Genomic DNA, 24215 nt, shown 5'->3' on the forward strand with positions numbered 1-24215 from the left:
GTAACAGCGGCCAGTATAGCCTGCGGGCTATGCTCTTCTCCCACCTATTGCTGTTTCTGATGAATAAGACCTTGCTTTTCCTTTCCTGCGCCGCCAGCCTCGCCGTGGTTTCCTGTAATCAGGATAAACAAGCGGCCGTGGATGCTGCTACTACTCCTTCTGCCGATACGGCCGTAGTAGTCCGCGACGGCACCATGGACACGGATGCGGATGCCACTGCTACGGCTGATACCGCTGCGTACCGCACCGAAGCCGACCGCCTAGCCGACCGCATTGCGCAAGACCTGCGCCTGACCGATACCGTAGTGGTAACCCGCGTTGAGAAAACCTACTACACGCGTGGCCGTCAGCTCCGCGACGTGGAAACGCGCTACGCCACCGATACCACCGGCCGTTATGCCGCCCAGCGCGCCATCAACGACAACACCGACCGCGAAGTCCGGACCTATATCACGGACCCAAACCAGTACCGCACGTACGAAACCAACCGCAACAGCTACTACTCAGGCACGCCGTACAGCAACGCCACCATCACAACCACGACGACGGAACGGGAAGCAGCTCCAGCGCGTCGGCAGGGCCCCTCAGTGGTGAAGTATGATAAGAAAGCCAACGGCGAAACGAAGATTGTGTACTCGAATGGCAAAACCGTGAAAGTAGACAAAGACGGCGACCGGAAAGTAGAGTACCCCAGCGGCACCAAAGTAAAGCGTGACGCCGACGACGGTACCACCAAAATTAAACGCTAGCCCTGCGCTGAGCCTTAAGCAAAAGCCCGTGTACTGGTCAGTACACGGGCTTTTGCTTGGGGTTTGGTGAGTTGACAGGCCTAGTGCGTGACGCCATAGTGCCGCAGCTCCTCATCGATGCGGCGGTTCCAGCGCTCCTGCGCCACCGTATTCAGGCCGCCCTGGGTTTCGGTGTCATACTGTTCCTGAATGTGGTTCATTTCCGTGAACGACTTCAGGTACTGCAGTTGCAGAATGCTGTTGTAGTCTTCCACCGTGAGGCTATCGGGCGAGGCCTTGCGGCGAAACCGTTCGGCCACCAGCCGCACCAAGTCAAAATGCCGCTGTTCGTGGTTCAGGTGGTAGTCGGTGCGCTGGCCGGCATCTACCCACGAAGAGCTCCGCACCACAAACACCTTCAGTATCAGGTCTAACTCTATCACTCCATTCACCACCCGTGGCTGGCCTTGGTAAGCAAAGCTCGGGAATACTGAAGCGGCAAAACGCCCGCGCGGCCGCGGCTGCCCCGTAAAATCAGACCATACCAGCGGCCGGGCGGGGTCGTAAAACACGGTGTCTGGTTCCGTTCGTGTGGTTTCGTACCGAAATACCGGATGCACCGCTGTGGCCAGTCGAACATCGTGCGTGGCGGCGCGCGTAAGCCACGTATTGAAGTAGGTAAAGCTCGTCACCAAGGCCTGGCGCAGTACGGGCTCCACCACCGTGCGGTCGGCGAGGGGCCGCAGGTAGCGGGCGCCGCCACGGTACTCGGTCAGGGTTATGGTGCGGCCCTCGGGATTTGTCCAGTCGAAGGCTAAATGCAGCGTAACCTGGCCCGCCGCCTGCCCGCCACCTCCCGGCGTTTCCTGAACCCGGCACTCCAGCACACGCAACACCACGTTATACCGAGCCGCTTGGGCCGGCAGCATGCGCGTTGCAAACTGGCGCAATGCGGTGGCAGTGCCTCCCTGCAGCTCCACCGGACGGGGCTTGCTGCCAACCACAGAGGGGGCGGGCAGCAGCCACGCTACGGCCGGGTGGCCCGGGCGCTCATCGCGCACCGCTTTTACAGTAAATAAGGCGGTTTTGAAAGCAGAAGGAGCCGGTTGCAGCACCAGCGGTTTTTCGGGGGAAGCTTGCCGGGCCGCGGTCAGCAGCACCAGGAGCAGTACTAGCCCAGTTATTCCCCCAAACCCCTTCCAACGCAACAACACAGTCATATCAGTATAGCAGACATTCATCTGCCAGACACAAGCCATGCGGCGCTTGTTCCCTAGGTCCTGAAGGGGGCCGAAGTGCTGAAACCCAGGGGCCGGTTACCGCACCAGGATTCCAGCACTTCAGCCGCAGTTCGGGCCTAGTTACTTGCCCATGCGCTGACGACGATATTCAGTAGGGCTTTGGCCGGTGTATTTGCGGAAGGTTTTGTTGAAGTGTGAGAGGTTGTTGAACCCACACGAGTAGCACACTTCCGTTACGGCCAGGTCGTCATCGAGCAGGAGGCGGCAGGCTTGGCCCACGCGGTATTCCTGCAGGAAATCGGTGAGCGTGTGGCGCGTCATCTTCTTGAAGTAGCGGCAGAACGCGGGCACTGAGAGGTGGGCTACATCGGCCACTTCCTGCACCGAGAGGGTAGTGCGCTGGTAGTTCTGCTCCACAAACTGATACACCCGGCTTAGGCGCTGCTGCTCTTTGCCGCTTAGCCCTTGCCCGCCGTTGCCGGCATGCAGCGGGATACAATCTTCGGCGGGAGCCTGGGCCAAATCTTGCAGCACCTGCAGCAGCAGCAGCAGGCGCATAAAGGGCGGCGCGTTCAGCAACTGGCGCAGGGCCGGCCCCACGGTAGCGCGCGTATTGCCGCCAAACGAAAGACCCTCGTGGGAGCGAGCCAGCAGCTGCCGGATAGAAGCCATTTCCGACTTCTCCCAGAAATCAGGACCTAGAAAATCGCCGCGCAGCTGCACCACAATTTCCTCGAAGGGCGTACCCGCCGGGTGGCCGTAACTAAACGTCAGGTGCGGCAGGTCGGGCCCTATAAGAGCCAGCTCACCTTCCTCAAACCGGGAGATGTGCTGCCCAATATGGCGTCGGCCGTGGCCTTTCGGAATGTAAACCAGCTCGTACTCCGGATGATAGTGCCAAAGCAACTCTGCCTTGCCTACCTCAGTATAATGGAGCAAAGTAAATGAGCTGTCGACGGTGGGGTGGATGGGCTCAAATTGTAGCTTCACAGTTCAATAATGCCAGAATGGCTAGGTGGGAACGTGAAGTTAACAGTTTTGGTCAATATGACACCGTAATTGGCGAACAAGGCAGTAGCCGCCTAGGCTATTTTAATCCGAAATTGCAATATCAAATCGAGCTACCCGAATGAAGACATTCCATACCTGCCTATTAACGCTGGCCATGTTGCTGCTTTTGGTAGTAGGTTCTCGTTTTGCGCAGGCCGCGCAACCGGTAGCTGCCTCGCCTGAATCAGTAAAACTACGCACTGAGCGCCTAACGGGCTACCTCACGCAAGCTTTGCAGCTTAACCGCCAGCAGCAGCGCGCCGTAGCAAAAAGCACCCGGAAATATCTGCAGCAGCTTAGCACGTTGCCGGCCTCAGCCAACCGGGCGGCCATGGTGGCCACCAACTCCGACGAGCGGCTCCTGCCGGTCTCCTCGGTGGTAGCAATTGAAAAGGAATATTCGCTGGCCCTGGGGCGCATCCTGACGCCCGGCCAGTATAACGCATATAGCTGGCTGCATATGCACCAGCCAGAAGAAGGCAGCCGCTAGGCTGTTTTTAGTACAGACATCCAGCGGCTTTGGGTGGGAATTTTAGCCGCTGGCCGTTTCCCGGGCTGCCTTTGGTGTCCGGTAAACGCAAAAGAGGTTGAGGCTGTGGGAGCTTCAGCCTCTTTTTTTTGTTTCTGTACGTATGAAAGGGCCGCTTGGCCCGTTGCCATAGCTCGGCTTCCGACCTTTTTCCCCTATACTTAGGGTTCCAATTGTCCTCTATGCGCCTTTATTTGCTTGCTTGCTTGCTGTTGTTCTCCTTCGGGGCCAAGGCACAGCAGCCTGATACTTCCCGCTCAGCCCGCCAGATTACCCTTTCCAACGTCGACGTAGCTCCCGCGGCCGTTGATATTTCTGGGTGGCTGCTGCTGGACAAGGATATTCAGACGGAGCTCGAAGGGGCCGTGCAGAACATCTATAACTTCAAGCACGACCGTGCCGAGCGACAATTCCGTAGCCTGCGCCGCCGCTACCCGCAGCACCCCATGCCGTACTTCCTGCTAGGTCTTACTACCTGGTGGAAACTGATGCCTTCTAACATTACCGAGGAGCGCTACGACAAAACGTTTCTGGCCTACATGGACACGGCCATTACCAAGGGCGAGGCCCTCTACGCCCGCGACAATAAGAATTACGAAGCCTGCTTTTTCCTGTCGGCGGCCTACGGATTTTCGGCGCGCCTGCACTCCGAGCGGCACAACTGGCGTAAGGCTACCTTCTCCAGCAAAAATTCCCTGGCCTACCTCGAAAAAAGTAAGGAAGCCAACGGCCTCAGCCCCGAGTTCCTATTCGGCCAAGCCCTGATTAACTACTACGCGCCCTGGATTTCCGATAACTACCCCTTGCTGCGGCCGGTGCTGCTGTTCTTCCCGAAAGGCAACAAAAACCTAGGGCTAGCTCAGCTACGCAGTGTTTCGGCGAACGGGTTTTACACCGCTCCGGAGGCCAAGGTGTTCTTGATGAAAATCCTGCAAAACCAGGAGAATAAGCCCGAGGAAGCGTTGCCACTAGCCCGCGTTATGGCCACAACCTACCCCGATAACGGCTACTTCCAGCGCTTTTATGCCCTAATGAGCTACCAGATTGGCGACCTGAACGAGTGCGAGCGGGTAAGCCGGGACATTCTGGACAAGCTGAACCGGGGCCTGCCGGGCTACGAGGCCATTAGCGGGCGCTACGCCACGTTCTTCCTCGGAAGCCTGATGCAAAACCAGTACAAAGACCTGAAAAGGGCCAAAGAGTACTACCAGCGCTGCGTGGTGTTTGCCGAAAGCACCAACGACACCAAGCAAGGCTTTTACCTCTATGCCCTGCTGAACATTGCCCGCATAGCCGACAAGGAAAAGGACATTGCTACCGCCGTGCGTAACTACAAAGAGGTGCAGAAAAAAGCCGAGCGCAAATCAGAAGCCCACAACGAGGCCACTGCGTACCTCAAGAAGCAGAAGCAGCGCAAGTAACGGTTCAGCCGCTCAGCAGGGCTAGGGTTATTCGTTGAGGGCCGTTTGGGGCTGGCGCCGACTTTCTTGGCGTAGTAGTGTGTGGGTGTGCACCAGCAGCTCGGGGTTGCCCCACTGGCCGTGACCTGGTATAACGATTCGGGCTTTGGGGTAGCGGGTGGCTAGGGTGCGCAACGCAAGGGGCCATTGTTTCAGGTTCGCATCCTCGAGCGGGCCCAAATTAGTAGCTGCTTGCTCCCGGACAAGCTCACCGCCAAACAAGAGCTTTTGCTTGGGCAGCCAGGCCACCATATTATCAGCGGAGTGCCCGGCCCCGGGGAAAAACAGCTCCACGCGGGTGCGGCCCGCTCGAATGAGCGTATAGCGCTTAAGTGCCGGGGTGGGCGCTGCCTGCTGCGGATGCTTGGCTAGGTAGCGCTGCGCCGTAAGCGGGGTGCTATATACTTTAATTCGGTGCGCTTGCAGCACCGCTAGGCCACCCGTTCGGTCATCGTGGGCGTGAGTGATGACGGCCAGCCGAACCCGCTCATGTAGGCTGTCAGTTACCCAGCGCAGTAGCTGTTCCGTTTGTTCCGGGTCCCAGGCGGTATCAATCAGCACTACGCCCTGCGCGGTGCGTACCACTAGGCCATTGGAAGCAGTAAGGCCCGCCTTACCGGGATACCGCCCGTACGAGGTGTGTACAAACACATTAGGAGCCACGGGGCGCACCCGAATACGGGAAGGTGTTTCCAGAGCCGGCGGGGCGGTGGCTTGCGTGGAAGAAGGCAGTGAGAAACTCAGCGTGAGCGTGCAGGCAACAGGGGCGAAAAAGCGGGTAAGCGAGAAAGGTAACGGCACAGAAAGCGTAAAAAATTGGAAAGCCAAGATTTGCTAACGCCGCTCTGTACAATAAAAGTGCCTTATCTGTAGCAACTACCTAGGTGTGCGCCCCAGGATCTGCTGCACATGCTGCTCCAGGTGCATCACGTAATCCTCTATCAGCCAGCCCAGCGTAACGCTATAGCCGTTATCGAACTCGCAGGGATGGTGCAGGGCTGCTGCGGGTAATTGTAGAATGATGCGGATCAGCTGCCGGTTATAGCAGGTCCAGAGGCTCAGCAAATCGGTGGCCGGCGTGTGCTGGTAATTGGCCAGGCGCACCCATTCATCCTGGTCGTACGGGATGATGACCAGCGGCTCGGGCCGGGTGCTAGCCAGAATAAAGCGCCGGTGGTTGTTGGCTGCCGAATCTATTAAGTGCCCTAGAATCTGTTTGCGCGACCATTTGCCGGGGGCGTGCTGCATTTCCAGCTCCACTTCTGAAAAAGCTGGCAGGCGCGCATTGAGTAGTTCCAGCAGCTCCTGAAGACGATGACAGACCTGTTGCATAACAAACGGATATAAAATAGGCTAGCCGGGCGGTTTGTTGCGGCGAGCACCCTAGTCAAACATTTCCACAAAGATGTGGGTATGTCGTTGGAACTCTGGCGGGCTCCGCGTAATTAATCTGCGTTTCTTTATCAGCCGCTACTTCCCTTTGCCATGTCTACACCAACCGTTTTACCATCGTCGGGCGCCACTGCAGTAGCCCAGGAGCCTTCCTCAGTTGCCAAGCTGTTTGCTAGCCAGCTAGCCCGCTCCGAAGCCTTGCGCCGCGAGCCGGTAGAAAGCCGGGCCCGCCGTTTGCGCGCCTTGGCTGCTTGGGTAACTGAAAACCGCGCCGCCATTGAGCAGGCCCTGTTCGCCGATTTCCGGAAGCCGGTTGCGGAAACCGACGTAACCGAAATCTGGCCCACGCAAACCGAGATAAAGCACACATTGCGCCATCTGAAGCAGTGGACCCAGCCCCGCCGGGTGGGTACGCCCATGTCGCTGGTAGGTACGCGCGGCTGGGTGCAGCATGAGCCCAAAGGGGTGTGCCTGATTATCGCGCCTTGGAATTATCCGTTTTATTTGGCTCTTGATCCGCTGGTATCGGCGCTGGCGGCCGGCAACTGCTGCATTATCAAGCCCTCGGAAATGACACCCACGGTAGCGGCCCTGCTCAGCCGCATGTGCCGTGAGCTGTTTGACCCCGCCGAGGTAACGGTGGTAGAAGGCGACAAAGACGTGGCCACAGCGCTGCTGGCACTGCCCTTCCACCATATTTTCTTCACGGGCAGCCCGCAGGTGGGCAAAGTGGTAATGCGCGCTGCCGCCGAGCACCTGACCAGCGTGACTTTGGAGCTGGGCGGCAAAAGCCCGGCCGTGATTGATGAAACCGCCAACCTGCGCGATGCCGCCGAGAAAATTGTGTGGGGCAAGGGCATTAATGCTGGCCAAACCTGCGTGGCCCCCGACTATTTGCTGGTGCACGAAGCCATCCGCGACGAGCTGGTAGCCGAAATAAAAGGCGTAGTGCAGCGCTTCTATAACCCTGAAGGCGAGGGCGTAGCTGCATCCTCTTCCTTTGCCCGCATCGTCAACGACCACCATTTCGGCCGGGTAGCATCGATGCTGGAAGAAGCCCGGGCGGCTGGCGCAACGGTGGCGTTGGGCGGCCAGACGGATGCCGCGCACCGCTTCATAGAGCCCACGGTGCTGCTGAACGTACCCGCCGATAGCCGCCTGATGCAGGAAGAAATATTCGGGCCGTTGCTGCCCGTGCGTACGTTCCGCAACCTAGCGGAAGCAGTGGATGAGGTGAATTCCCGACCTAGGCCGCTGGCTTTGTACGTATTCAGCCAAAGCGCCGAAAACCAGCGCTACCTGCTCCAGAACATGCCGGCCGGTGGCGCCTGCGTCAACGAAACTATTCTGCACTTGGCCCACCCAGAGCTGCCCTTTGGCGGGTTTGGCAACAGCGGCCTGGGCCGGGCGCACGGCTATGCGGGTTTTCAGGCCTTCAGCAACGAGAAATCAGTACTAAAGCAGCGCGTGGGCCATACCGGCCTCAAACCCATTTATCCGCCGTATTCGCCGCAGGTAAAGAAGCTCATCAACTGGCTGGTGAAGTGGCTGTAAGCTAGGAGCTAGCAGGAGGAATGAGGAAGGGTACTAGGTTCAGCATATCGTCAAACCGATGCTATGCTGCAGTAACCGGTTTGTGCCCGTAAAACTTGTATGCAAGCCGAGTAGTTCTGCCAAAAAATGCCGAACTTTTAGGGCGCCGGTGTTTCCCACGTAGCCGGCGGTTTCACTTCCTGCCCGGTTATGCTCTTCTCTGCTGCTCAACACGCCACCCTGCGCGCCCTTGCCGATACCTTTATCCCGTCACTAGCCCCGCCCGAGGCTTCAACCGATACCGCGTATTGGAATCGGGCTGGCTCCGAAGGGGTAGATCTAGAGAAGATTGGGCTAGTGCTGGAAGCGCAGCCGGCCGCCGCCCGCCAAGAGTTTCTGCAGTTGCTCAAGCTGTTGGATGCTCCTATGTTGGGTCTCACGTGGTTTGGGCCGCTTCGGCCGTTTGCGCGCCTAGCCCCTGAGCAGCGCGAAAAGCTGCTGCAAAGCTGGGCCGCCAGCAACGTGCCCCAGCTGCGGAAAGGCTTTCATGCCCTGCGCAAGCTGTTTGTGTTTCTGTACTATGGCGGCTCCACGCCCGACCAGGGCAACTTTGTGTGGGAGCATATCGGCTACCCTGGTCCGCAGGTGGTCGATGAGTCGGTGGTAACGGAAAAGCCCATCCGGCTGCTGACTCCGGCTCAGGACGTGCATTACGACTGCGACGTGCTGGTAATTGGCAGCGGCGCCGGTGGGGGAGTGGTGGCAGGTGAGTTGGCGGCCGCCGGGCAGCAGGTGCTAGTGCTGGAAAAAGGCCCTTACTTCCATGGCCCCGACTTCTGCCAGCGCGAAGTAGAGATGCTGGGCGCGCTATATGATGGCCGTGGGGCGCTTTCAACCCAAGATGGTGGCATTGCGCTGCTAGCCGGCTCCTGCCTGGGCGGCGGCACCACCGTAAACTGGGCTGGGGCTTTCCAGACACCTGACTATGTGCTGCAAGAGTGGGCCCGCGAGCATGAAGTGCCTCATTTTACCTCAATGGAGTTTAAGCGCAGCCTAGCGGCGGTTAGTGAGGTACTAGGGGTCAATACCGACTATACCCGCCACAACGGCCAGAACCAAGCTCTCTGGGACGGCTCCCGAAAACTAGGGCAGGACGTAAAGCTGATTCCGCGCAACGAAAAAGGGCTCACCGACTCGGAGCAGCACTACTGCGGCCTCGGCTACAGCGGCTTCGGCGACCGGCACGGCATCAAGCAGGGTACCCTTAATACGTACCTGCAAACCGCCTTCGACCACGGCGCCCGCATGCTGTGCAACACCCACGTGAGCCGGGTAACCATGGCCCAAGGCCGGGCTACCGGCGCCGAAGCAGTCTACACCGCCCCCGATGGCCGCCCGATACGGGTAACGGTGCGGGCCCGGCGGGTAGTAGTAGCCGGTGGCTCTATCCAGACGCCGGCATTGCTGCTCCGGAGCGGTTTGCGCCACCCGCATATTGGGCAACACCTGCATTTGCACCCCACTGTAGCGGTTTCAGGGCTGTATGCGCAGGCCATTAATCCGTGGCACGGGCCCATGATGTCGGTGGTGAATGATGCCTTTACCCGCATGGAAGGCTCTAACTTTGGGGTGAAGCTGGAAACGCCGCCGGCTCACCCGGGCCTGATGTCCATGGTACTGCCCTGGCGCTCCGGCCGTCAGCACAAAGAGCTGATGCAGCAGGCCGCGCACCTAGGCTCCTTTATTGTGCTCACCCGCGACCGGGACGGCGGCCGCGTAACCATCGACCCCCACGGTGCTCCCCTTATTGATTATACCCTGAGTGCTTTCGACCGCAACCACCTGCTGCAAGGCGTGCGGGCGGCTGCCGAAATTCATGTGGCAGCCGGCGCCCACACGGTGCTGCTACCCCATGGTACGCTGCCAACCCTAAAAGCCCAGGACGGCAAGCTGCTGAACCCGGAAGTGTTAGACGGGCTGCCGCACCTCGGCTGGAAGCCAAACCAGTTCGGACTCTACAGCGCCCATCAAATGAGCACCTGCCGCATGGGTGGCACCGCCGCCACGCACCCTACTAGCCCTTCCGGAGAGCTCTATGAAGTAAAAAACCTGTTTGTAGCCGATGCGTCGGCGTTTCCGGCGTGTAGCGGCGTAAACCCTATGCTCACTATTATGGCCTTGGCGCATTATATGGCGCAGGAGCTAAAAGCCAGTCTGCCAGCGGAAGCAGCGGCGGGCCGAGTAGCTGTAGCCGGATAATTCGCGGGGAAACATAGCCGTTGGTGCATTTTTCGCGTAGGTGAACCACACCCCTATTTTTCCCTTCTATGTACGCTCCCCGCTTTACCCTTTCCCTGCTGTTGGCGGCTAGCTTGCTGGCGGGTTGTGCCCGCCGCGACAAGGCTAAAAACTCTACCGCCAAAGCCGAGCCGGTTGCTGCTCCGGCTCCCGTAGTAGCGCCCACCGCCGCCCGCGACCTAACCGATGTGCTCACGGAAGAGCTCAACCTAGAAAACGACCAGCGGCGCAAAGTGCGCGCCGTGTTTACTAGCACCGTAGAGCAGGCCAACGCCGCCCAGCAACGCTTGGGCGCCAACCGTCCGGCCTTGCTAGCCGAATTGAAGCGCATCAACTTGGCCTCTGACCAGGAACTGCAAACCATTCTTACACCGGCCCAGTACAAGCAGCTCAAAGCCAAACAGCGCCAGGTGCAAGCCCAGATGCAGGCCCGCAAAGCCCAGTAGCCTGACCAAAGTTGCTAGGTGCTTTCGGCGCTTCAACCTCTTAAACGTCAGTCGAAGCCAGCGAAAAGCCGCAAGTCTGCCCAGCGCAGGGTTGCGGCTTTTTGCTGACCTAGTGTCAGTGGCTCAACCTTATGCGAGGTGGGTGCGTTTGTCAGAAGCTTCCTGACCTCTAATTCCCCTCACTGTGCGCCGCCAACCCTACACCCTCCGATTTAATCCTAAAAACAGCTTAAACGCGGCTGGCAAGCACGTCCGCGACGGGCTATCCACGGTGCTGCGTACCGGCGACAACCTGTGGGTGAGCTGCGACGAGCGCACGACCATTGAGCGCCTGCGCCTTACAGGTCCGCATGAGTTTGCCCAGCACTGCTCCTATAAGGTGACCGACTTTCTGGATTTGCCGTCGGAGAGCACCGAGGAAATTGATATTGAAGGCATGGGGGAGGGCGAGCATTACCTCTGGCTGGTAGGCTCACATAGCCTCAAGCGCAAAAAGCCCGACGCCGATAGCAAAGACGTAGACAAGGAAATTGCCCGGCTAGCAGAAGTGAAGGAAGAGCCTAACCGCTACTTGCTGGCCCGCATTCCGCTGCTGCTTAACCCCAAAACCGGCGACTACGAGCTGCATAAAACGGCCCCGCACCCCACTGATCCTACGCGTACGCTGCATGCGGCCCAGCTCCGCGGTACCGATGACTCTAACGACCTGCTCGATATTCTGGCCGATGATCCGCATCTAAAGCCGTTTCTGTCGATTCCGGGCAAAGACAACGGGTTTGATATTGAGGGCTTGGCCGCCGCGCCCGATGGCCGCTTGTTTGTAGGGTTGCGCGGCCCGGTTCTCCGCGGTTGGGCCATGGTGCTGGAACTGCTTCCCCGCGAAGATAAGCACGGCCGCTTGCGCTTAGATAAGCTGGATGGCGCCACGGAGGTGTACTACAAAAAGCACTTCCTGGCCCTGGGTGGCATGGGCGTACGGGAGTTGCGCCAGCGGGGCTCCGACTTGCTGCTCTTGGCTGGCCCTACCATGGACCTCGACGGTACCATTGCCGTATACTGCTGGCCCGACGCCCTGCGCCTGCCCCAGGACAGCCTCATCGGGCCCGATAAGCTGCAGCGCCTCTTTGATGTGCCCCACGGTAGCGGCCCCACCTCCGGCCAAGACAAAGCCGAAGGCATGGCCCTACTAGATGAGCACCATGTGCTGCTGGTATTTGATAGCCCAACCGATGCCCGCAAAGCCGCGCCGCACGAGGTAACTGCCGACAGCGTCCGCCTTCCGGGCTAGGGTGCTGCGGTGGCTAAACCGCCGGGCCGTAACATTAGGGCCGGCCGGTGGTTTGGGTTCTTCTCCTTACTATTTCCCTTTGTTATGGCTTCTTCTTTGGTTCAGGTTCCCGAAACCACGCACCGCATCCGGTTTCAGGACTGTGATATGCTCGGGCACCTCAACAATGCCCGCTACCTCGATTATTTCCTGAATGCCCGCGAAGAGCACACCATTCAGCACTACGACCTGAACCTGGGCAAGCTGGCCCGCAACTCTAACTCAGGCTGGGTGATTACCAAGCACCATATTGCCTATTTGCGCCCTGCCAACCACGCCGAGGTAGTTCGTATCCGCACCCAGCTTATCCACTTCGATAACTCGAACCTGGTAGTGGAAATGCAAATGCTCAGCGAAGACGGACAGCGGCTGAAAGCAGTGCTATGGTCAGAAATGGCCTTTGTGAAAGTGCCCGGCGGCACCCGCACCGAGCACCCCGATGAGCTGATGGATATGCTGGAAGAGCTGGACGTAGACGACATCAGCTACGACCCCGACGGCTTTGATGAGCGGGTCCGCCACCTGCGCAAACAGCTCAAGCGCGAACGAAACGAGCAGGACTAGTCCTGCTAAGTGCGCAAACCGGCTGGTACTTGGCCTGCTGACTATCTAAATCGGTTTACCTACCCCAACTGCCTAGGGCACTAGGGCCAACAAGGCGGCCGCGTGCGCGTGGTATACGAGGTAGAACCCCACGTCGAACAGGAGTAAAAAGCCGCCTTGCAGCCACAACGAGCGGCCGAAGCCCGCCAGGCGCTCAGGCCTTTTGGCATCTTCCGTGTCGGCGCGGGCCTGAAGCCAGCTGCCTACGCAGAGGTAGGCCACATCCAGCCCAGCATTGAAAAGCAAAATCTTCTCGAAGGTAAACTGGGCTGCTAGGCTCTCCGCGAGGGTAAGGCCTGCCACCTGCTGCGGATGCGCCTGCAAAATACCCCATACCGCCAGCAGCGCGTTTACCATATTCCAGCCCACATTCATGAGGTGGAAATGGTGAGCTTGCGTGCGGGTATCGGTGCGGGCTACGTAGTAGCCGCTAATCACGAGGTTGAGCAGCGCCCATGTGCCGAGCACGGCCATGCCGCGCTCGGCCAGTAGCTCCCGGGCGTGGTTCAGGACGGGCAGAGCTGTGGCCGTAGCAATACCAGAATCAAGTAGCATAAGACAACATACAGTAGTAGAAACCCAGCTAGCAGACACAAAAAAAGGAAGCCTCCTAGGAGGCTTCCTTTTTTGAACCGTAGCTTGAGGAATTAGTTGGAAATACCAATGCCCACATATACCTGAAACGCACCATTCTTGATGTTAGTCAGGGTTTTGTTGCCGGTGGTAGCCAAGTTTTGATCCTGAATGATATCGGCAAAGCCAGCGGTGTAGCGGCCGCCTACGCGAGCTGGTCCTACGCGGGCTTCTACCCCAGCCGCCAGGCCATAGTCGAGGCTGTTGTAGCTATAGCCGTAGAGGTTATTATCGTCGGCAATTTTCCGCTCCCGGTCGCCCTCCTTTACTTTGGTGAGCAGCGAAACCTGAGGGCCTACGTGCACACTCACGTTATCAAGGAAGTTGTACACCAGCAGCACTGGCAGTTGCACGTAGTCGAGGCGAGTAGTGTAGGTATTCTGGGTAGGGTTAGCGGGGCTGCTGCTCTCAAAACCCTGGCGGCTATACAGCAGCTCAGGCTGAATCGAGAAGGCATCGTTGAAGCCAAACTGCGAGTAGATACCGGCGTGGAAGGTGTTAAAGGTGCCTTCGTTGCCGTAGTTTTTCTTGTCGTCGCCGCGGAAATGAGCCGCCGTGAAGCCGCCTTTAATCCCGAATCCGTTGTTGCGCGAGTCGCTGCCCGTGCTGGCCGCGTAGTCAGTGGAGGAGCGCAGGCCGCTTACACGGGGAGCTTCAGTAGGAGTTTGGGCAAAGGCAGTGGCACTCAGCGCGCAGCCAGCCAGCAGGAGGGTAACTTGTTTCATAAGGGAGCGGAAGAGGTAGGTCAGAAGAAAGAGCTGGTTGCATTTAAGCTTGAACAGCATCAGTAAGCCGCTATACTTACGGCGGCCCAGAAGGTTACAGCAGGACCGCAGGTAAAGCAGGAATTTTATACGCGCTGGGCTGTACATCTTACCGGCTAAGTTTTATCTTTGGCCCTTTACGGCCGCCGCCAGATGGTTTTGTCCGGGGTGTTAGCTCAGTTGGTTCAGAGCACTACCTCGACAAGGTAGGGGTCACTGGTTCGAGCCCAGTACGCCTCACTTACAAAACCGCCCGAATCCGAAGATAACCGCTTGTAAAGGCGGTTATTTTTGTGAGGTGCCAGCTGGTTCCTGAGCTGTTTTGGCGCCGGCTGCGTAGGTTCGTACGCTATGCTTTCAATTGCCTGGGCGCCCTTGTACGCCCACCCGCTGCCCGCCAACCATCGCTTCCCGATGCTTAAGTATGAGCTGTTGCCCGAGCAACTGCTTCGCGAAGGCATTGTACCGGAAAGTGCCTTTTTCCAACCGGTACCGCCACCCGAGGTGGACATCGTCCGGGTGCACGCTCCTGAGTATTATCAGCGCCTTTGCGCCGGCCAGCTCACCCGCCACGAGGAGCGTGCCACGGGGTTTCCGTGGAGTGAGGAGCTAGTACTGCGCGAAACCACCATATTGGGCGGCACCTTGGAGTGCGCCCTAAAGGCCCTTCAGCACGGAGTAGCGCTCAACATTGCTGGCGGTACGCACCATGCCTTCCGGAGACGGGGCGAAGGGTTTTGCCTGCTCAATGACCAAGCCGCCGCGGCGGCTTACCTGCTGGCCCAGCCGGAGCTAGGGGTGCAGCGGGTACTCATCGTAGATCTGGATGTGCACCAGGGCAATGGCACTGCCAGTATTTTCGGGGCCGATCCTCGCGTATTCACCTTCAGTATGCACGGCGCCCGCAACTATCCCCACCGCAAAGAGCAATCGGACCTCGACCTGCCCCTGCCCGACGGCACCGACGACACTACGTACCTAGCTCTGCTCCGCGACACGCTGCCGCGCCTGCTGGAAGAGCACCAGCCCGATTTTATGTTTTACCTCAGCGGCGTTGATGTGCTGGCCACCGATAAGCTGGGCCACCTCGGGCTCACGCGGGAAGGCTGCCGCCAGCGCGACCTGTTTGTGCTTGAAACCTGCCACCGCCACCGCCTGCCCGTGGTAGTGTGCATGGGCGGCGGCTACTCCCCGCGCATCGCGGATATCGTAGATGCCCACGTCAACACCTTCCGCATCGCCGCCGATTTGTGGAGCTAGTGAACGGTTTGCGCTGTCTCAGTACCTAGGGGTGTTAAGGCGTCCAACCCACTACTGCCCTCTAACACTACCTGCCACCGAAAGGCCCAGCGCCAGCGCAGCATGTAGTGCGGCACACCGGCAGTAGCTAACAGATCTTGCCAGTCGGAGCGGGTGAAGGCGCGGGCTACGGAAAGGGGCGCATCATGCTGCACTAGGCGCGAGCCACCTAGCAAGCGCGTGAGCCACCGGATGCTGTAGTAGGCCAGCGGGTGTCGGTGCAGGTCGTTGATGATGACGGCCACGTGCGCCTGCTGGCTCCAGTGGTGCAACATCCTAGTTAACTGCTCATCCGGGAAATGGTGGCAGAACAGGCTGGCGGTCAGGATGTCAAACGGCTGCTGCTGAAATGCCGGCGAGAAAATATCTGCTTGCTGAAAGCTGATTTCAGGATACTCACTGCTACGGCTGGCAGCATACTCCAGCATAAACGGGTTGGCATCAATACCGATAAGCTCCACGGCTACCCCCCGGCGGCGGGCCCAGCGGGCAATCTGGCGCAAGGTGTCACCGCCGCCGCTCCCTAAGTCAGCAAGCCGAAGCGGGCGGATTGTTGGGAATCGGGGGCGCAGCTGCTCCAGCGCATGCAATATGGGCGCATAGCCTCCCAGCCAGGTATTGATGGTTTCCAGCTCATCGAGGTTCTGGCGCAGCTCTTCCGAAGCCAGCGTCAGGTCATCCATCAGCTCTTCCTCCGTAGCTCGTACGCGAAAATCAGGCATGGGTAAGGGTGCACGGCATCAATGAGCGCCTATTGGGGCAAACGCACTGCGCTAACATCAGAATTACAGAGCCTCCGTGAAGTTTGCCGCATCTTGCGGTTGCCGCGTGGTGCGCTCCAATGCATTTTTCTGCGGAATGGCTTTCTGTTTTTTGCCATCCCAGAGCACCGTGAGCAGCATAGCTTCTAGGGTAAGGCCGGGGCCAAAGGCAAAGCTCAGCACGGGGGCACTGGCATCAGCAGCAGACAGAGAAGCCAGCAGGTCGCGCAGCACAAACAGCACTGTGGCCGATGACATGTTGCCGTATTCGCGCAGTACTTGGTACGCAAAGCGGTTATCGTGGGCGGTGAGCCCTAGGGCCTGCTCAATGGCTTCCAGAATTTTGCGCCCGCCCGGGTGAATGGCAAAGGCTTGAATGTCTTCGAGCGCCACGGGCAGTTCGGCCAGCAAATCCTGGGTGAGCCGCCCAATGCCCTGCTGAATCATGCGCGGTACATACGAGGAGAGCGTCATCTCAAACCCAAAGTTGTTGATGTGCCAGGCCATGTCTGCCTGTCCGTCGGGCTCCAGGCCGCAGTGGAAAGCCGTTAACTCCAGGCAGGCACCGGTAGGGCGGGGGTGCCCCTGCACCAGCACAGCAGCTGCGCCATCGCCAAACAGGGCATTGGAAACCAAGTGGTCATCGGCTTGGCTTTTCTGGAAATGCAAGGTACACAGCTCGGTGCACACAATTAGCACCCGCGCCTCGGCATCGGCCCGACAAAACGCAGAGGCTAGCTTAAGAGCGTTTACGGCTGCGTAGCAGCCCATAAAGTTTACGCACGTGCGCTGCACATGGCCCGGCAGCCCGAGAGCAGCTACCAGCTCAATATCCAGCCCAGGAGCGTACATGCCCGTGCAGCTCACGGTAATCAGGTGCGTGACGGAGCCAATTTTTACGTCGGGTAGTTGCTGCAAGCAGTCGTGCACGGCCTGCACCGAAAGGGGCAGGGCGTGGCGGCGGTACTCGGCCATGCGCTGGCCCACTGACGGGAACGGTTCCAGGCCCGGCGTATTCGGGAAAAACTCGAATTCGCCATTGGCGCGGGCATAATCCGGAAGCACCGTAAAGCGCTGCCCAATGCCCGACACGCGGTAGAGGGCGCGGAGCTTGCGCGTGCCGGCCTCATCCAGCTCTAAGGCACTGGCCATGAAGTCGGCAATCTGAAGCTGCGGAATACGGTGGGGCGGGTTGGCTGTGCCAATGGCACACAGATAACTACTCATCAGCGCAGTTTACGCATAAAAGCAAGGTAGAAGGTTGTAATATTTCGTTGTTTGCTTGATTGTATTCGATTTAACAACCGGCGGGTTGGTTTCCGGTTCAGAGCCCAACGGAGGCTAGTAGGCCAAGTAGCTCGGGCGCAAAAAGTTAGAAAACGGCCCCATGCGTTTGGCGCATAAGGGCCTGCACTCCGCCCGGCCACAGCCGCAGGCCGTTCACCACGGCTTCGCTGAGCACCGGTTGTCCAAACAGGCGCTGTACTGCCCGCCCTACCCGCAGCCGGGCTCCAAAGTGCTGGTGCCAGTCGTGGTGGTAGGCGGTTTCGAGCGCGGGGCGGGCTAGTCGGTTGCGCAGAAAGGCATCAATGCGCTGTGAAGCCAAGTGGGCGCCGTGCATGGCCATGGCCATGCCGTTGCCGCACAAGGGCGTAATCAGGCCGGCTGCATCGCCGCACAGTAGCACGTGGTCTTCCACGCAGGTTTTGGGCGCGAAGGATATTTCGTTGATCACCTCGGGCTGTGGATACAGCACTTCGGCGTGCTCCAAAATGTGGTGCAGGTGCGGGTTACGGGCCAGCACGTGCTCCTCTAGCTGCGGAATGGTGCCGTGGGCCTTCAGGTTGCGGCGCGTAGTGAGGTAGCAAAAGCAGTACTTGTCGTCTTCAATGGCCGAAATACCCGCGTACCCATCAGAGAAGTTGTGCAGCGCAATCAGGTGGCGCGGCATGCTGGGGTAGCGCAAGTGATATTTCACGCCCAGGTAAGGCGAGCGTTGGGTGAAAAAAGCTCGCTGCAACTGGCGGTCGAGGGAGCTGCGCTTGCCATACGCCCCTAGTACTACCCGCGCCGTAAGCTGGCGGCCATCGGCCAGCGTTACGTGGTGCTGATCAGCGGCCGCGTCAAACGCGACGGCGGTGGCGGTGGTCTGCTGCAGCACGGTAACACCCGCCGCTACGGCGGCCTCCAGCAGAAAGGCATCGAGCAGGTAGCGACTGACGCCAAAGCCGCCCAGATCCAAAGGGGCCGACAGCACGCGGCCGGCCGGCGAGCTAATGTGCAGCTCCGAAATAGCGGCTGGCGCCAACGGAGCCGGATCAACCCCGAGGCGGCGCAGGTAGGGGAGGGCCTCGTTGGAAATATACTCGCCGCACACCCGATGAAATGGGTACTGCCGCCGCTCCAGCAGCGTCACGCTGTGGCCGCGCTGGCGTAGGTCTAGGGCCGCGCATAATCCACCCAGTCCGCCTCCAATAATGACAACGTCCAACTTATTTCATCGGATAAAAGCGTGAGAAAGAAGATAAAAGCAAGTCTTTTATCGAAGATGAGTTATATTCTGGCAACCTAAATAAAAAGCCTTGTTACTTTTGTTAACCTAAACCAATCCGCGTCGTTATTGTCTATTCTGTAACGACCTTCATGCTACTCCCCCACCGCTTTGTATGATGAAACTCCTACGCGTGTTGTTTTTGTGTGTTCCACTTGCTTTGGGACTGAGCGGCACTGTGCTGCCAGCCGAAGCGCAGCCCGGCAGTAAGCCTGCCGCCCCCACTCGCTTGACTACCAGCGAAGACAAAGCTTTGCTGGTGTATCCTAACCCGAGCACCGGTATTGTGCACATTGCCATCAATGGGTTTGAAGGCCGCAAGCTGGAGCTGCGCGTGCTCAACGTCATCGGGACGGTGATGTACCGCGAAACCCTGACCGAACTCAACGACCGGTACACCCGCACCCTCGATCTGAGCAAGTTTGCCAACGGCCTGTACTACGTGAAGCTGGAAGCCGACAATGCCAGCGAAATGCGCAAGCTGGTCATTCGCTAGGGCAACGCCTAGGCTCAACCTGATTTCCCTGATTTAAAAGAGCAGTGCTGTGGCTGCTCTTTTTTTGTGAGGCTACAGCCCCAATTACCCATAAAAAAGCACCTCTACCTACGGTAGAGGTGCTTTACTATGAGAAGGCAGTATGCCCGAAAACTAGCGGCGGTTTTGAGCGCGCACCGGAATCGGCTTTAGCATTGCTTTCAGGTTGTTTACCGTGTCGAAACCGAGCAGGGCAGTAGCCAGCGCAATTCCGAGGAAAATCAGCAGCGTCATACAAAATAGGATTAAGAGAAAAGAAAACCTCGCACCCAGGAAAAGCCATGAAGCTCGGGCTGCCTGCGAAGTTGATACAAGTATAACCCCTAAGTGGGGTAGGTAGTTGCAGTATAATTATGTCCTTTTCAATAGTTTGTCTACTACATGTGCTGCATCGGCCGCAGCGCCACCCATAAGCGCCGAGCGGCGGCTGTGCAACCAAGGTAACCCCAGAAACGCTAGCCCCGGAACCGGGCTCAACCCCCGCTGGTGCCGAGGGTGCCCATCGGGGGTGAGGGCGCCGGGCACGTGCAGCCAGCCGTAGTCGGGCGCAAAGCCGGTTGCCCACACCACGGCCCCTAGGGGCGGTGTAGTTGCCTGCCGCCCTTTGATTTCAGCTTGGGAAGTAGCCGCCACGGCCCGGCCAATAAACTGAACGCTAGGCAGGCGCCGCAGCTTGTGCAAATCGGCGCTTACCACGGGCTCGGGCTGGCTGCGCATGTAGCGTCCCAGCCAAGTGTCGTGGCCGGCTTCCAGTATGCGGGTGGTCAGGAGCAGCGCCCACATGGCCGTGTTGTTAGGCATGGCCGGCGTTTTCTCATCGTAGGCCGCAAAAACCTGCCGGCCTGTAGCGGCTACATCAGCGGCAATCTGCAGGGCTGAGTTGCCGCTGCCTACCACGGCTACCGGCCCCGCAGCCGGCAACTGGCCGGGCCGCTGGTACTCGCTACTGTGCAGCTGCAGCACGCCGACGGGCAACTGGTAACTGAACTCCGGAATGCGCGGCGCCGAGTACGGGCCGGTACACACCACAACATGGCGGCAGCTAAACTGCTGGCCTACCTCCGTCAGTACGAGGTAGCCATCGGCAGCAGGCTGCACCCTGATAACGCGCTGCCCGGTGAGTACGGGCAGCTGAAAATGAGCGGCATAGTCGTGCAGGTAAGCCGCCGCTTCCGCTTTGGTTGGGTAGCGGCGCGGGTTGCCTGGCCACGGCAAACCAGGCAGGTTACTAGCCCAAGCCGGCGAGAAAAGCCGCAACGAGTCATAGCGGGAGGCCCATACGTGGCCAACGGTGGGGCGCTCATCCAGCACCACAAACCGCACACCCTGCTGCTGCAGGTAGTAGCCCGCCGCCAGCCCGGCCTGCCCGGCTCCTATAACCACAGTATCGAGTATTTCGGGAGAGGCTACCTGGGGTTCAGTATTCATGCTGCATACTATAACCGCGGTGCGGCTTTTCGGTTGTGCTTCCAGCGGAGGCTAGTCCGGAAATTCCTCCCACAGCTGCCGAATGGCCAGGTCCACAGTCTGCCGAACCACCTGCACCTGCTGCTCCAACTGGTTCCAGTCGGCGGTTTCGGGGGTATAGGCAGCGTTTTCGATGGCGCGAAGTACGTCGCGCAGGGCCTCAATGTGCAGGCCATCCACGGAGCTTTTCAAATGGTGGGCCGCCGCGCCCAGCTGGGCCAGATTGCGCGTCTGCAGGTGCTGCTCTAGCTCGGCCAGTGTGGGCGGAGTAGTGCTGATAAACAGGTGCGCCAGCCGCCGGATAAAGGCTTCGTCGTTGTTGGAGAATTTGCGCAAACTGCTCAAATCGTACACGGCGGTGCCCGCCGGCTCCGGGGAGGTTTCTGGCTGGTTAATGGGTAGTGATTTTGGTGGTTCTGGAGAAAGGGTTTGCGTAGTTGCTGGGGGTAGCAACTCCTGCAAGAGGTGGAAAAGGGTTTCTTGGCGGAACGGCTTAGACAGGTAGGCGTTGAGGCCGGCGGCCTGGTAACGCTCCGCTTCTCCCTGCATGGCGTGAGCCGTGAGAGCCACTACCGGCGTGGCGGCCCGCGCCGACTCTGGGTGCTCGCGGAGCAGGCGCGTGGCGGCTACCCCATCCATGCCGGGCATCTGAATGTCCATCAGTACCACATCATAGGCATGTTGCTGAAACAGCGCCACAGCTTCCGGGCCCGACGACGCGGTATCCACTACCATGCCCCAGCCGCGCAACATGGCCTGCATTAGAAACTGATTGACGCGATTATCTTCCGTGAGCAGCACCCGGCGCCTACTGAGTGCCTGGTAATTGGGGGCTGCCGGTTCTGGGGCCGGCGCCGGTGCCGAGGCCGGGCCAAATTGCAGCGTGAAGCGGAAGGTGCTGCCTTGGTGCAGGCGGCTTTCAGCGCTCAGCTCCCCGCCGAGCAGCTCTACTAGGCCCCGCGAAATGCTAAGCCCCAGGCCCGAGCCGCCGTACTCGCGGGCGGTGCTGGCCGAAGCCTGCGTGAAGGGCTCAAACAGCTGCTGCAACTGCCCATCGGAAATGCCAATGCCCGTATCCTCCACCGAAAACTGGTAGCGCGGTGCTTCTGAGGCTAGGCTTACCCGGCGGCAGGTGAGCAGCACTTCGCCGGTTTGCGTGAACTTGATGGCGTTGCTGAGCAGGTTCAGCAGCACCTGCCGCAGCCGGTATGGGTCGCCGAGCACCCAGATAGAGCCACCGTCTGAGGGAAGCTCCAGCCGCAGCCGGATGCCTTTTTCATCGGCTTTGGCTTGCAGAGCTTGGCCGCTGGCTTTCACCACTTCCTGCAGCTCAAATGGTACTGCCTCCACCCGCACGCGCCCGGCCCCAAGCTGGGCCATATCCAGAATATCGTTGATGACCACCAGCAGGTTTTCGGCCGAGTAGCGGATATGATGCAGGTATTGGTGCTGCTGCTCCGTCAGGGAAGTTTTGGCCAACAGCTCCGCCAGTCCCATAATGCCGTTCATCGGCGTCCGGATTTCGTGGCTCATGTTGGTCAGGAAGGTCTGGCGGGCCTGGGCGTTTTGCTCAGCTACCTCCTTGGCGCGCTGCAAGGCCAGCTCCGTCTGTTTCAGGGCGGTTATGTCGTTATCAACCCCTAGTACCTGCACGGTGCCGTCGGCCAGTACAAACGGGCGCTTCAGGATCTGGAACCAGCGCTGGTTGCCCCGGGCATCTGTAAAGGTATCTTCCAGGTCCATGTCCTGTTGGGTGCTCAGGATCTGGTCGTCAAGGGCACGGTGGCGAATAAGGTCCGGAAAGCGTTGCTGCAGCTCCGTGGCCGAGGTTTGTAGCAGGGCTTCGTTGGTGAGGCAGTACAGCGCAGCCGTGGCCTGGTTGGCCAGCACGTAATTGCCTCGGGCATCCTTGAGGTAAATCAAGTTGGGCACGGTATCAATCACCTGGCGAAACAGGCGGTTTTGCTCGGCCAGGCGGCGGGTGGCCGAGCGGCGCTGCTCATCAGCGGTTTTCCAGCGCGTGATATCCTCGCCGGAGCCTACCACCTGGGTTACGCGGCCCTGCGCATCGCGGGCAAAGGGGGTATTGCTGCTGCGCAGCCAGCGCAACGTGCCGTCGCGGTGGTAAAGGCTGTACTCCAGATGTAGAATCTGGCCATCGGCTAGGGTGGCTACTTCCTCAAAGTGCTTGCGCAGCCGCACAGCTTCAGGAGCGGGCATTATCTTCTCCAGCATTCGGTCGCCCATTTCCTGCAACTCCTGGTCGGTGTAGCCCAGCACTGTTTCAATAAACTGATTGCAGTACACATTCGCTTCCTTTTCTATATCATAGATATAAATCAGGTTGGGCGTGGTTTCCGTGATGCGCTCCACAAACAGGCGACTCTGGCGCAGCTCTTCCTCCGTGAGGCGCCGCTCCGTCACATCAGCCGCCGATACCACCATCTGCCACACCCGGCCGTTGGGCTGGCGGGTAAAGCAGGTACTCTTCAGGCTTAGCCACCGCCACGAGCCATCCCGATGCTTTACCCGGTACTCGGAGCTCATCACTTCGCCATCCTGCATCACCAGCCGCTGCGGGCTTTTGGTAAGCGCCAGCAGGCGGTCATCGGGGTGGAGCAGGCGCTGGCCCAGCTCCGAGCCCATGGCCAGCACTTCCTCGGGAGCATAGCCCAGCAGCACCTCGCTTTGCCGGTTGCAGTACTGAATAGTGTTGGTGAGCAGGTCGTAGATAAACACGATGGTAGGTACCGTGTCGTTGATGCGGGCCGTGAATAGCTGGCTGCGCATAAGTTCGGCCTCGGCGCGGCGGCGGGCCGTGATATTGGTCAGGTACAGATTGGCGCCTTCTTCCTCTGAGAGCGGGGCAATGGTCCAGAGGTAGAACTCACCGGCCAGCTGCTTGTCCACGGTTCGGGGCTCGCCGGTGGCTAGGGCCCGGGCAATTTCCCGCTGTATGAGCTGCCGGCAGTCGGCTTCGGTGGGCTGATACAAGGCTTCCAGTACCGGCGCTGCGGCCGGGTTGGCATATTGGGCCTCTGCGGCGCGGTTAAACCGGATAATGGGCTGGGGGCTTTGCTCCGCGAGGCGCGAAAGCTCCTGCACGCGCTCCTGCGCCTGCTGGCGCTCCGTTACATCCTCATAGCTCCAGATGTGCAGGCGCGTCGTGCCCTGCTGTACCACCGGCAGGTAATCCTGCTGCAGAATCATGCCGTTGCGCAGCCGCAGCAGCATGCCGCTCACGCGCTCCTGCTCGGCAATCAGGCGGGCATTCTGCTGTTCAGCGGCAGTGTGCTGATGCAGCTTCGTGCGGCTTTCCTGCAACAGCAGTTCGGAGCGCTGACCCAGGTAGTACGCCGGCGGGTTTGCTAGGCCAAATAAGTCGCACAACCGCTGATTCAGCAGCGTTACCACATGGTCCTGGTCTTCGGCCAGGATGGCGGTGGTCATGGTATCGAGCAGGGCGGCGGCTTGCGCTGAGGCAGCTTGGGTTCGGCTTTTCAGCTCGGCCAGCTCCTGCTGCGCTTGCTGCCAAGCCATGCGCGTGTGCCGAAGCTGGCGCTCCAGATGACGGGTGCTGATAGAACTCATAGTATGG

21 protein-coding genes and 1 tRNA gene are annotated in these 24215 nt (G+C 59.3%); 11 read left to right on the forward strand and 11 right to left on the reverse strand.

The window, feature by feature from the left end; genetic code table 11:
- Positions 1–29: 29 nt before the first annotated feature.
- Positions 30–749, forward strand: a complete 720-nt coding sequence (locus ACYVHC_RS09830) for a T-complex 10 C-terminal domain-containing protein (protein WP_460613544.1) — start codon at positions 30–32, stop codon at positions 747–749.
- A gap of 80 nt (positions 750–829) precedes the next feature.
- On the opposite strand, the gene ACYVHC_RS09835 is transcribed toward ACYVHC_RS09830, so the two are convergent.
- The gene (locus ACYVHC_RS09835) at positions 830–1948 is read right to left on the reverse strand and encodes a hypothetical protein (protein WP_460613546.1); all 1119 of its coding nucleotides are present in this window, start codon (positions 1946–1948) and stop codon (positions 830–832) included.
- A 141-nt stretch (positions 1949–2089) separates the two neighbouring features.
- Positions 2090–2959 carry a helix-turn-helix domain-containing protein gene (locus ACYVHC_RS09840; protein ID WP_460613547.1) on the reverse strand — a complete coding sequence of 290 codons (870 nt, stop codon included), beginning with the start codon at positions 2957–2959 and terminating at the stop codon, positions 2090–2092.
- Between the two features lie 139 nt (positions 2960–3098).
- On the opposite strand from ACYVHC_RS09840, the gene ACYVHC_RS09845 reads away from it, so the two are divergent.
- Complete coding sequence (locus ACYVHC_RS09845) at positions 3099–3509, forward strand: hypothetical protein (protein WP_460613549.1); 411 nt, start codon at positions 3099–3101, stop codon at positions 3507–3509.
- 245 nt (positions 3510–3754) lie between these two features.
- Positions 3755–4969 (forward strand): tol-pal system protein YbgF, encoded by a 1215-nt coding sequence (locus tag ACYVHC_RS09850; RefSeq protein ID WP_460613551.1) that lies wholly within the window; start codon positions 3755–3757, stop codon positions 4967–4969.
- Between the two features lie 27 nt (positions 4970–4996).
- Here ACYVHC_RS09850 and bla read toward each other — a convergent pair whose 3' ends face one another.
- On the reverse strand, positions 4997–5809 hold the full coding sequence (gene bla / locus ACYVHC_RS09855; RefSeq protein ID WP_460613552.1) for a subclass B1 metallo-beta-lactamase: 813 nt from the start codon (positions 5807–5809) through the stop codon (positions 4997–4999).
- 75 nt (positions 5810–5884) lie between these two features.
- On the reverse strand, positions 5885–6340 hold the full coding sequence (locus ACYVHC_RS09860; protein WP_460613553.1) for a DinB family protein: 456 nt from the start codon (positions 6338–6340) through the stop codon (positions 5885–5887).
- A gap of 153 nt (positions 6341–6493) precedes the next feature.
- On the opposite strand from ACYVHC_RS09860, the gene ACYVHC_RS09865 reads away from it, so the two are divergent.
- The 5 genes from ACYVHC_RS09865 (at position 6494) to ACYVHC_RS09885 (ending at position 12568) form a co-directional block, all read left to right on the forward strand.
- On the forward strand, positions 6494–7954 hold the full coding sequence (locus ACYVHC_RS09865; RefSeq protein ID WP_460613555.1) for an aldehyde dehydrogenase family protein: 1461 nt from the start codon (positions 6494–6496) through the stop codon (positions 7952–7954).
- A gap of 189 nt (positions 7955–8143) precedes the next feature.
- Positions 8144–10192, forward strand: a complete 2049-nt coding sequence (locus ACYVHC_RS09870; RefSeq protein WP_460613556.1) for a GMC family oxidoreductase N-terminal domain-containing protein — start codon at positions 8144–8146, stop codon at positions 10190–10192.
- 68 nt (positions 10193–10260) lie between these two features.
- Positions 10261–10677: a hypothetical protein gene (locus ACYVHC_RS09875; RefSeq protein WP_460613557.1), complete on the forward strand. Its 417-nt coding sequence runs from the start codon at positions 10261–10263 to the stop codon at positions 10675–10677.
- A gap of 184 nt (positions 10678–10861) precedes the next feature.
- Positions 10862–11965 (forward strand): DUF3616 domain-containing protein, encoded by a 1104-nt coding sequence (locus ACYVHC_RS09880; protein ID WP_460613559.1) that lies wholly within the window; start codon positions 10862–10864, stop codon positions 11963–11965.
- Between the two features lie 84 nt (positions 11966–12049).
- The gene (locus ACYVHC_RS09885; RefSeq protein WP_460613560.1) at positions 12050–12568 is read left to right on the forward strand and encodes an acyl-CoA thioesterase; all 519 of its coding nucleotides are present in this window, start codon (positions 12050–12052) and stop codon (positions 12566–12568) included.
- 72 nt (positions 12569–12640) lie between these two features.
- Here the strand turns inward: ACYVHC_RS09885 and ACYVHC_RS09890 are convergent, their stop codons facing one another.
- Together ACYVHC_RS09890 and ACYVHC_RS09895 are read right to left on the reverse strand one after the other, a co-directional pair.
- Complete coding sequence (locus ACYVHC_RS09890; protein WP_460613561.1) at positions 12641–13162, reverse strand: DUF6992 family protein; 522 nt, start codon at positions 13160–13162, stop codon at positions 12641–12643.
- 92 nt (positions 13163–13254) lie between these two features.
- Positions 13255–13965, reverse strand: coding sequence for a porin family protein (locus ACYVHC_RS09895; protein WP_460613562.1), 711 nt, complete (start codon positions 13963–13965; stop codon positions 13255–13257).
- Positions 13966–14169: 204 nt separating this feature from the next.
- Here ACYVHC_RS09895 and ACYVHC_RS09900 point away from each other — a divergent pair.
- A tRNA-Val gene (locus ACYVHC_RS09900) sits at positions 14170–14244 on the forward strand.
- 111 nt (positions 14245–14355) lie between these two features.
- On the forward strand, positions 14356–15264 hold the full coding sequence (locus ACYVHC_RS09905; RefSeq protein ID WP_460613563.1) for a histone deacetylase family protein: 909 nt from the start codon (positions 14356–14358) through the stop codon (positions 15262–15264).
- On the opposite strand, the gene ACYVHC_RS09910 is transcribed toward ACYVHC_RS09905, so the two are convergent.
- The 3 genes from ACYVHC_RS09910 to ACYVHC_RS09920 all read right to left on the reverse strand — a co-directional run bounded on the left by ACYVHC_RS09910 (position 15261) and on the right by ACYVHC_RS09920 (position 18555).
- Entirely contained in the window at positions 15261–16025 is a 765-nt protein-coding gene (locus ACYVHC_RS09910; RefSeq protein ID WP_460613564.1) for a class I SAM-dependent methyltransferase, read from the reverse strand. The two genes, ACYVHC_RS09905 and ACYVHC_RS09910, sit on opposite strands and share 4 nt — an antisense overlap.
- Positions 16026–16088: 63 nt before the next feature.
- Positions 16089–17291, reverse strand: coding sequence for a type III polyketide synthase (locus ACYVHC_RS09915; protein ID WP_460613565.1), 1203 nt, complete (start codon positions 17289–17291; stop codon positions 16089–16091).
- A 145-nt stretch (positions 17292–17436) separates the two neighbouring features.
- Complete coding sequence (locus tag ACYVHC_RS09920; protein WP_460613566.1) at positions 17437–18555, reverse strand: NAD(P)/FAD-dependent oxidoreductase; 1119 nt, start codon at positions 18553–18555, stop codon at positions 17437–17439.
- 175 nt (positions 18556–18730) lie between these two features.
- Between ACYVHC_RS09920 and ACYVHC_RS09925 the strand changes: the two genes are divergently transcribed.
- Complete coding sequence (locus tag ACYVHC_RS09925; protein ID WP_460613567.1) at positions 18731–19111, forward strand: T9SS type A sorting domain-containing protein; 381 nt, start codon at positions 18731–18733, stop codon at positions 19109–19111.
- 390 nt (positions 19112–19501) lie between these two features.
- On the opposite strand, the gene ACYVHC_RS09930 is transcribed toward ACYVHC_RS09925, so the two are convergent.
- Positions 19502–20578 (reverse strand): flavin-containing monooxygenase, encoded by a 1077-nt coding sequence (locus tag ACYVHC_RS09930; protein ID WP_460613568.1) that lies wholly within the window; start codon positions 20576–20578, stop codon positions 19502–19504.
- Between the two features lie 51 nt (positions 20579–20629).
- Entirely contained in the window at positions 20630–24208 is a 3579-nt protein-coding gene (locus ACYVHC_RS09935) for a PAS domain S-box protein (RefSeq protein ID WP_460613569.1), read from the reverse strand.
- Positions 24209–24215 lie beyond the last annotated feature (7 nt).

This window comes from Hymenobacter seoulensis, from assembly GCF_054780535.1.

Bases quoted from the DNA above. Each gene is read 5' to 3' on its own strand.
- ACYVHC_RS09830 (WP_460613544.1), top strand. From the start codon at position 30: ATGCTCTTCTCCCACCTATTGCTGTTTCTGATGAATAAGACCTTGCTT.
- ACYVHC_RS09835 (WP_460613546.1), bottom strand. From the start codon at position 1,948: ATGACTGTGTTGTTGCGTTGGAAGGGGTTTGGGGGAATAACTGGGCTA.
- ACYVHC_RS09845 (WP_460613549.1), top strand. From the start codon at position 3,099: ATGAAGACATTCCATACCTGCCTATTAACGCTGGCCATGTTGCTGCTT.
- ACYVHC_RS09860 (WP_460613553.1), bottom strand. From the start codon at position 6,340: ATGCAACAGGTCTGTCATCGTCTTCAGGAGCTGCTGGAACTACTCAAT.
- ACYVHC_RS09865 (WP_460613555.1), top strand. From the start codon at position 6,494: ATGTCTACACCAACCGTTTTACCATCGTCGGGCGCCACTGCAGTAGCC.
- ACYVHC_RS09870 (WP_460613556.1), top strand. From the start codon at position 8,144: ATGCTCTTCTCTGCTGCTCAACACGCCACCCTGCGCGCCCTTGCCGAT.
- ACYVHC_RS09875 (WP_460613557.1), top strand. From the start codon at position 10,261: ATGTACGCTCCCCGCTTTACCCTTTCCCTGCTGTTGGCGGCTAGCTTG.
- ACYVHC_RS09885 (WP_460613560.1), top strand. From the start codon at position 12,050: ATGGCTTCTTCTTTGGTTCAGGTTCCCGAAACCACGCACCGCATCCGG.
- ACYVHC_RS09890 (WP_460613561.1), bottom strand. From the start codon at position 13,162: ATGCTACTTGATTCTGGTATTGCTACGGCCACAGCTCTGCCCGTCCTG.
- ACYVHC_RS09895 (WP_460613562.1), bottom strand. From the start codon at position 13,965: ATGAAACAAGTTACCCTCCTGCTGGCTGGCTGCGCGCTGAGTGCCACT.
- ACYVHC_RS09905 (WP_460613563.1), top strand. From the start codon at position 14,356: ATGCTTTCAATTGCCTGGGCGCCCTTGTACGCCCACCCGCTGCCCGCC.
- ACYVHC_RS09910 (WP_460613564.1), bottom strand. From the start codon at position 16,025: ATGCCTGATTTTCGCGTACGAGCTACGGAGGAAGAGCTGATGGATGAC.
- ACYVHC_RS09915 (WP_460613565.1), bottom strand. From the start codon at position 17,291: ATGAGTAGTTATCTGTGTGCCATTGGCACAGCCAACCCGCCCCACCGT.
- ACYVHC_RS09925 (WP_460613567.1), top strand. From the start codon at position 18,731: ATGATGAAACTCCTACGCGTGTTGTTTTTGTGTGTTCCACTTGCTTTG.
- ACYVHC_RS09930 (WP_460613568.1), bottom strand. From the start codon at position 20,578: ATGAATACTGAACCCCAGGTAGCCTCTCCCGAAATACTCGATACTGTG.
- ACYVHC_RS09935 (WP_460613569.1), bottom strand. From the start codon at position 24,208: ATGAGTTCTATCAGCACCCGTCATCTGGAGCGCCAGCTTCGGCACACG.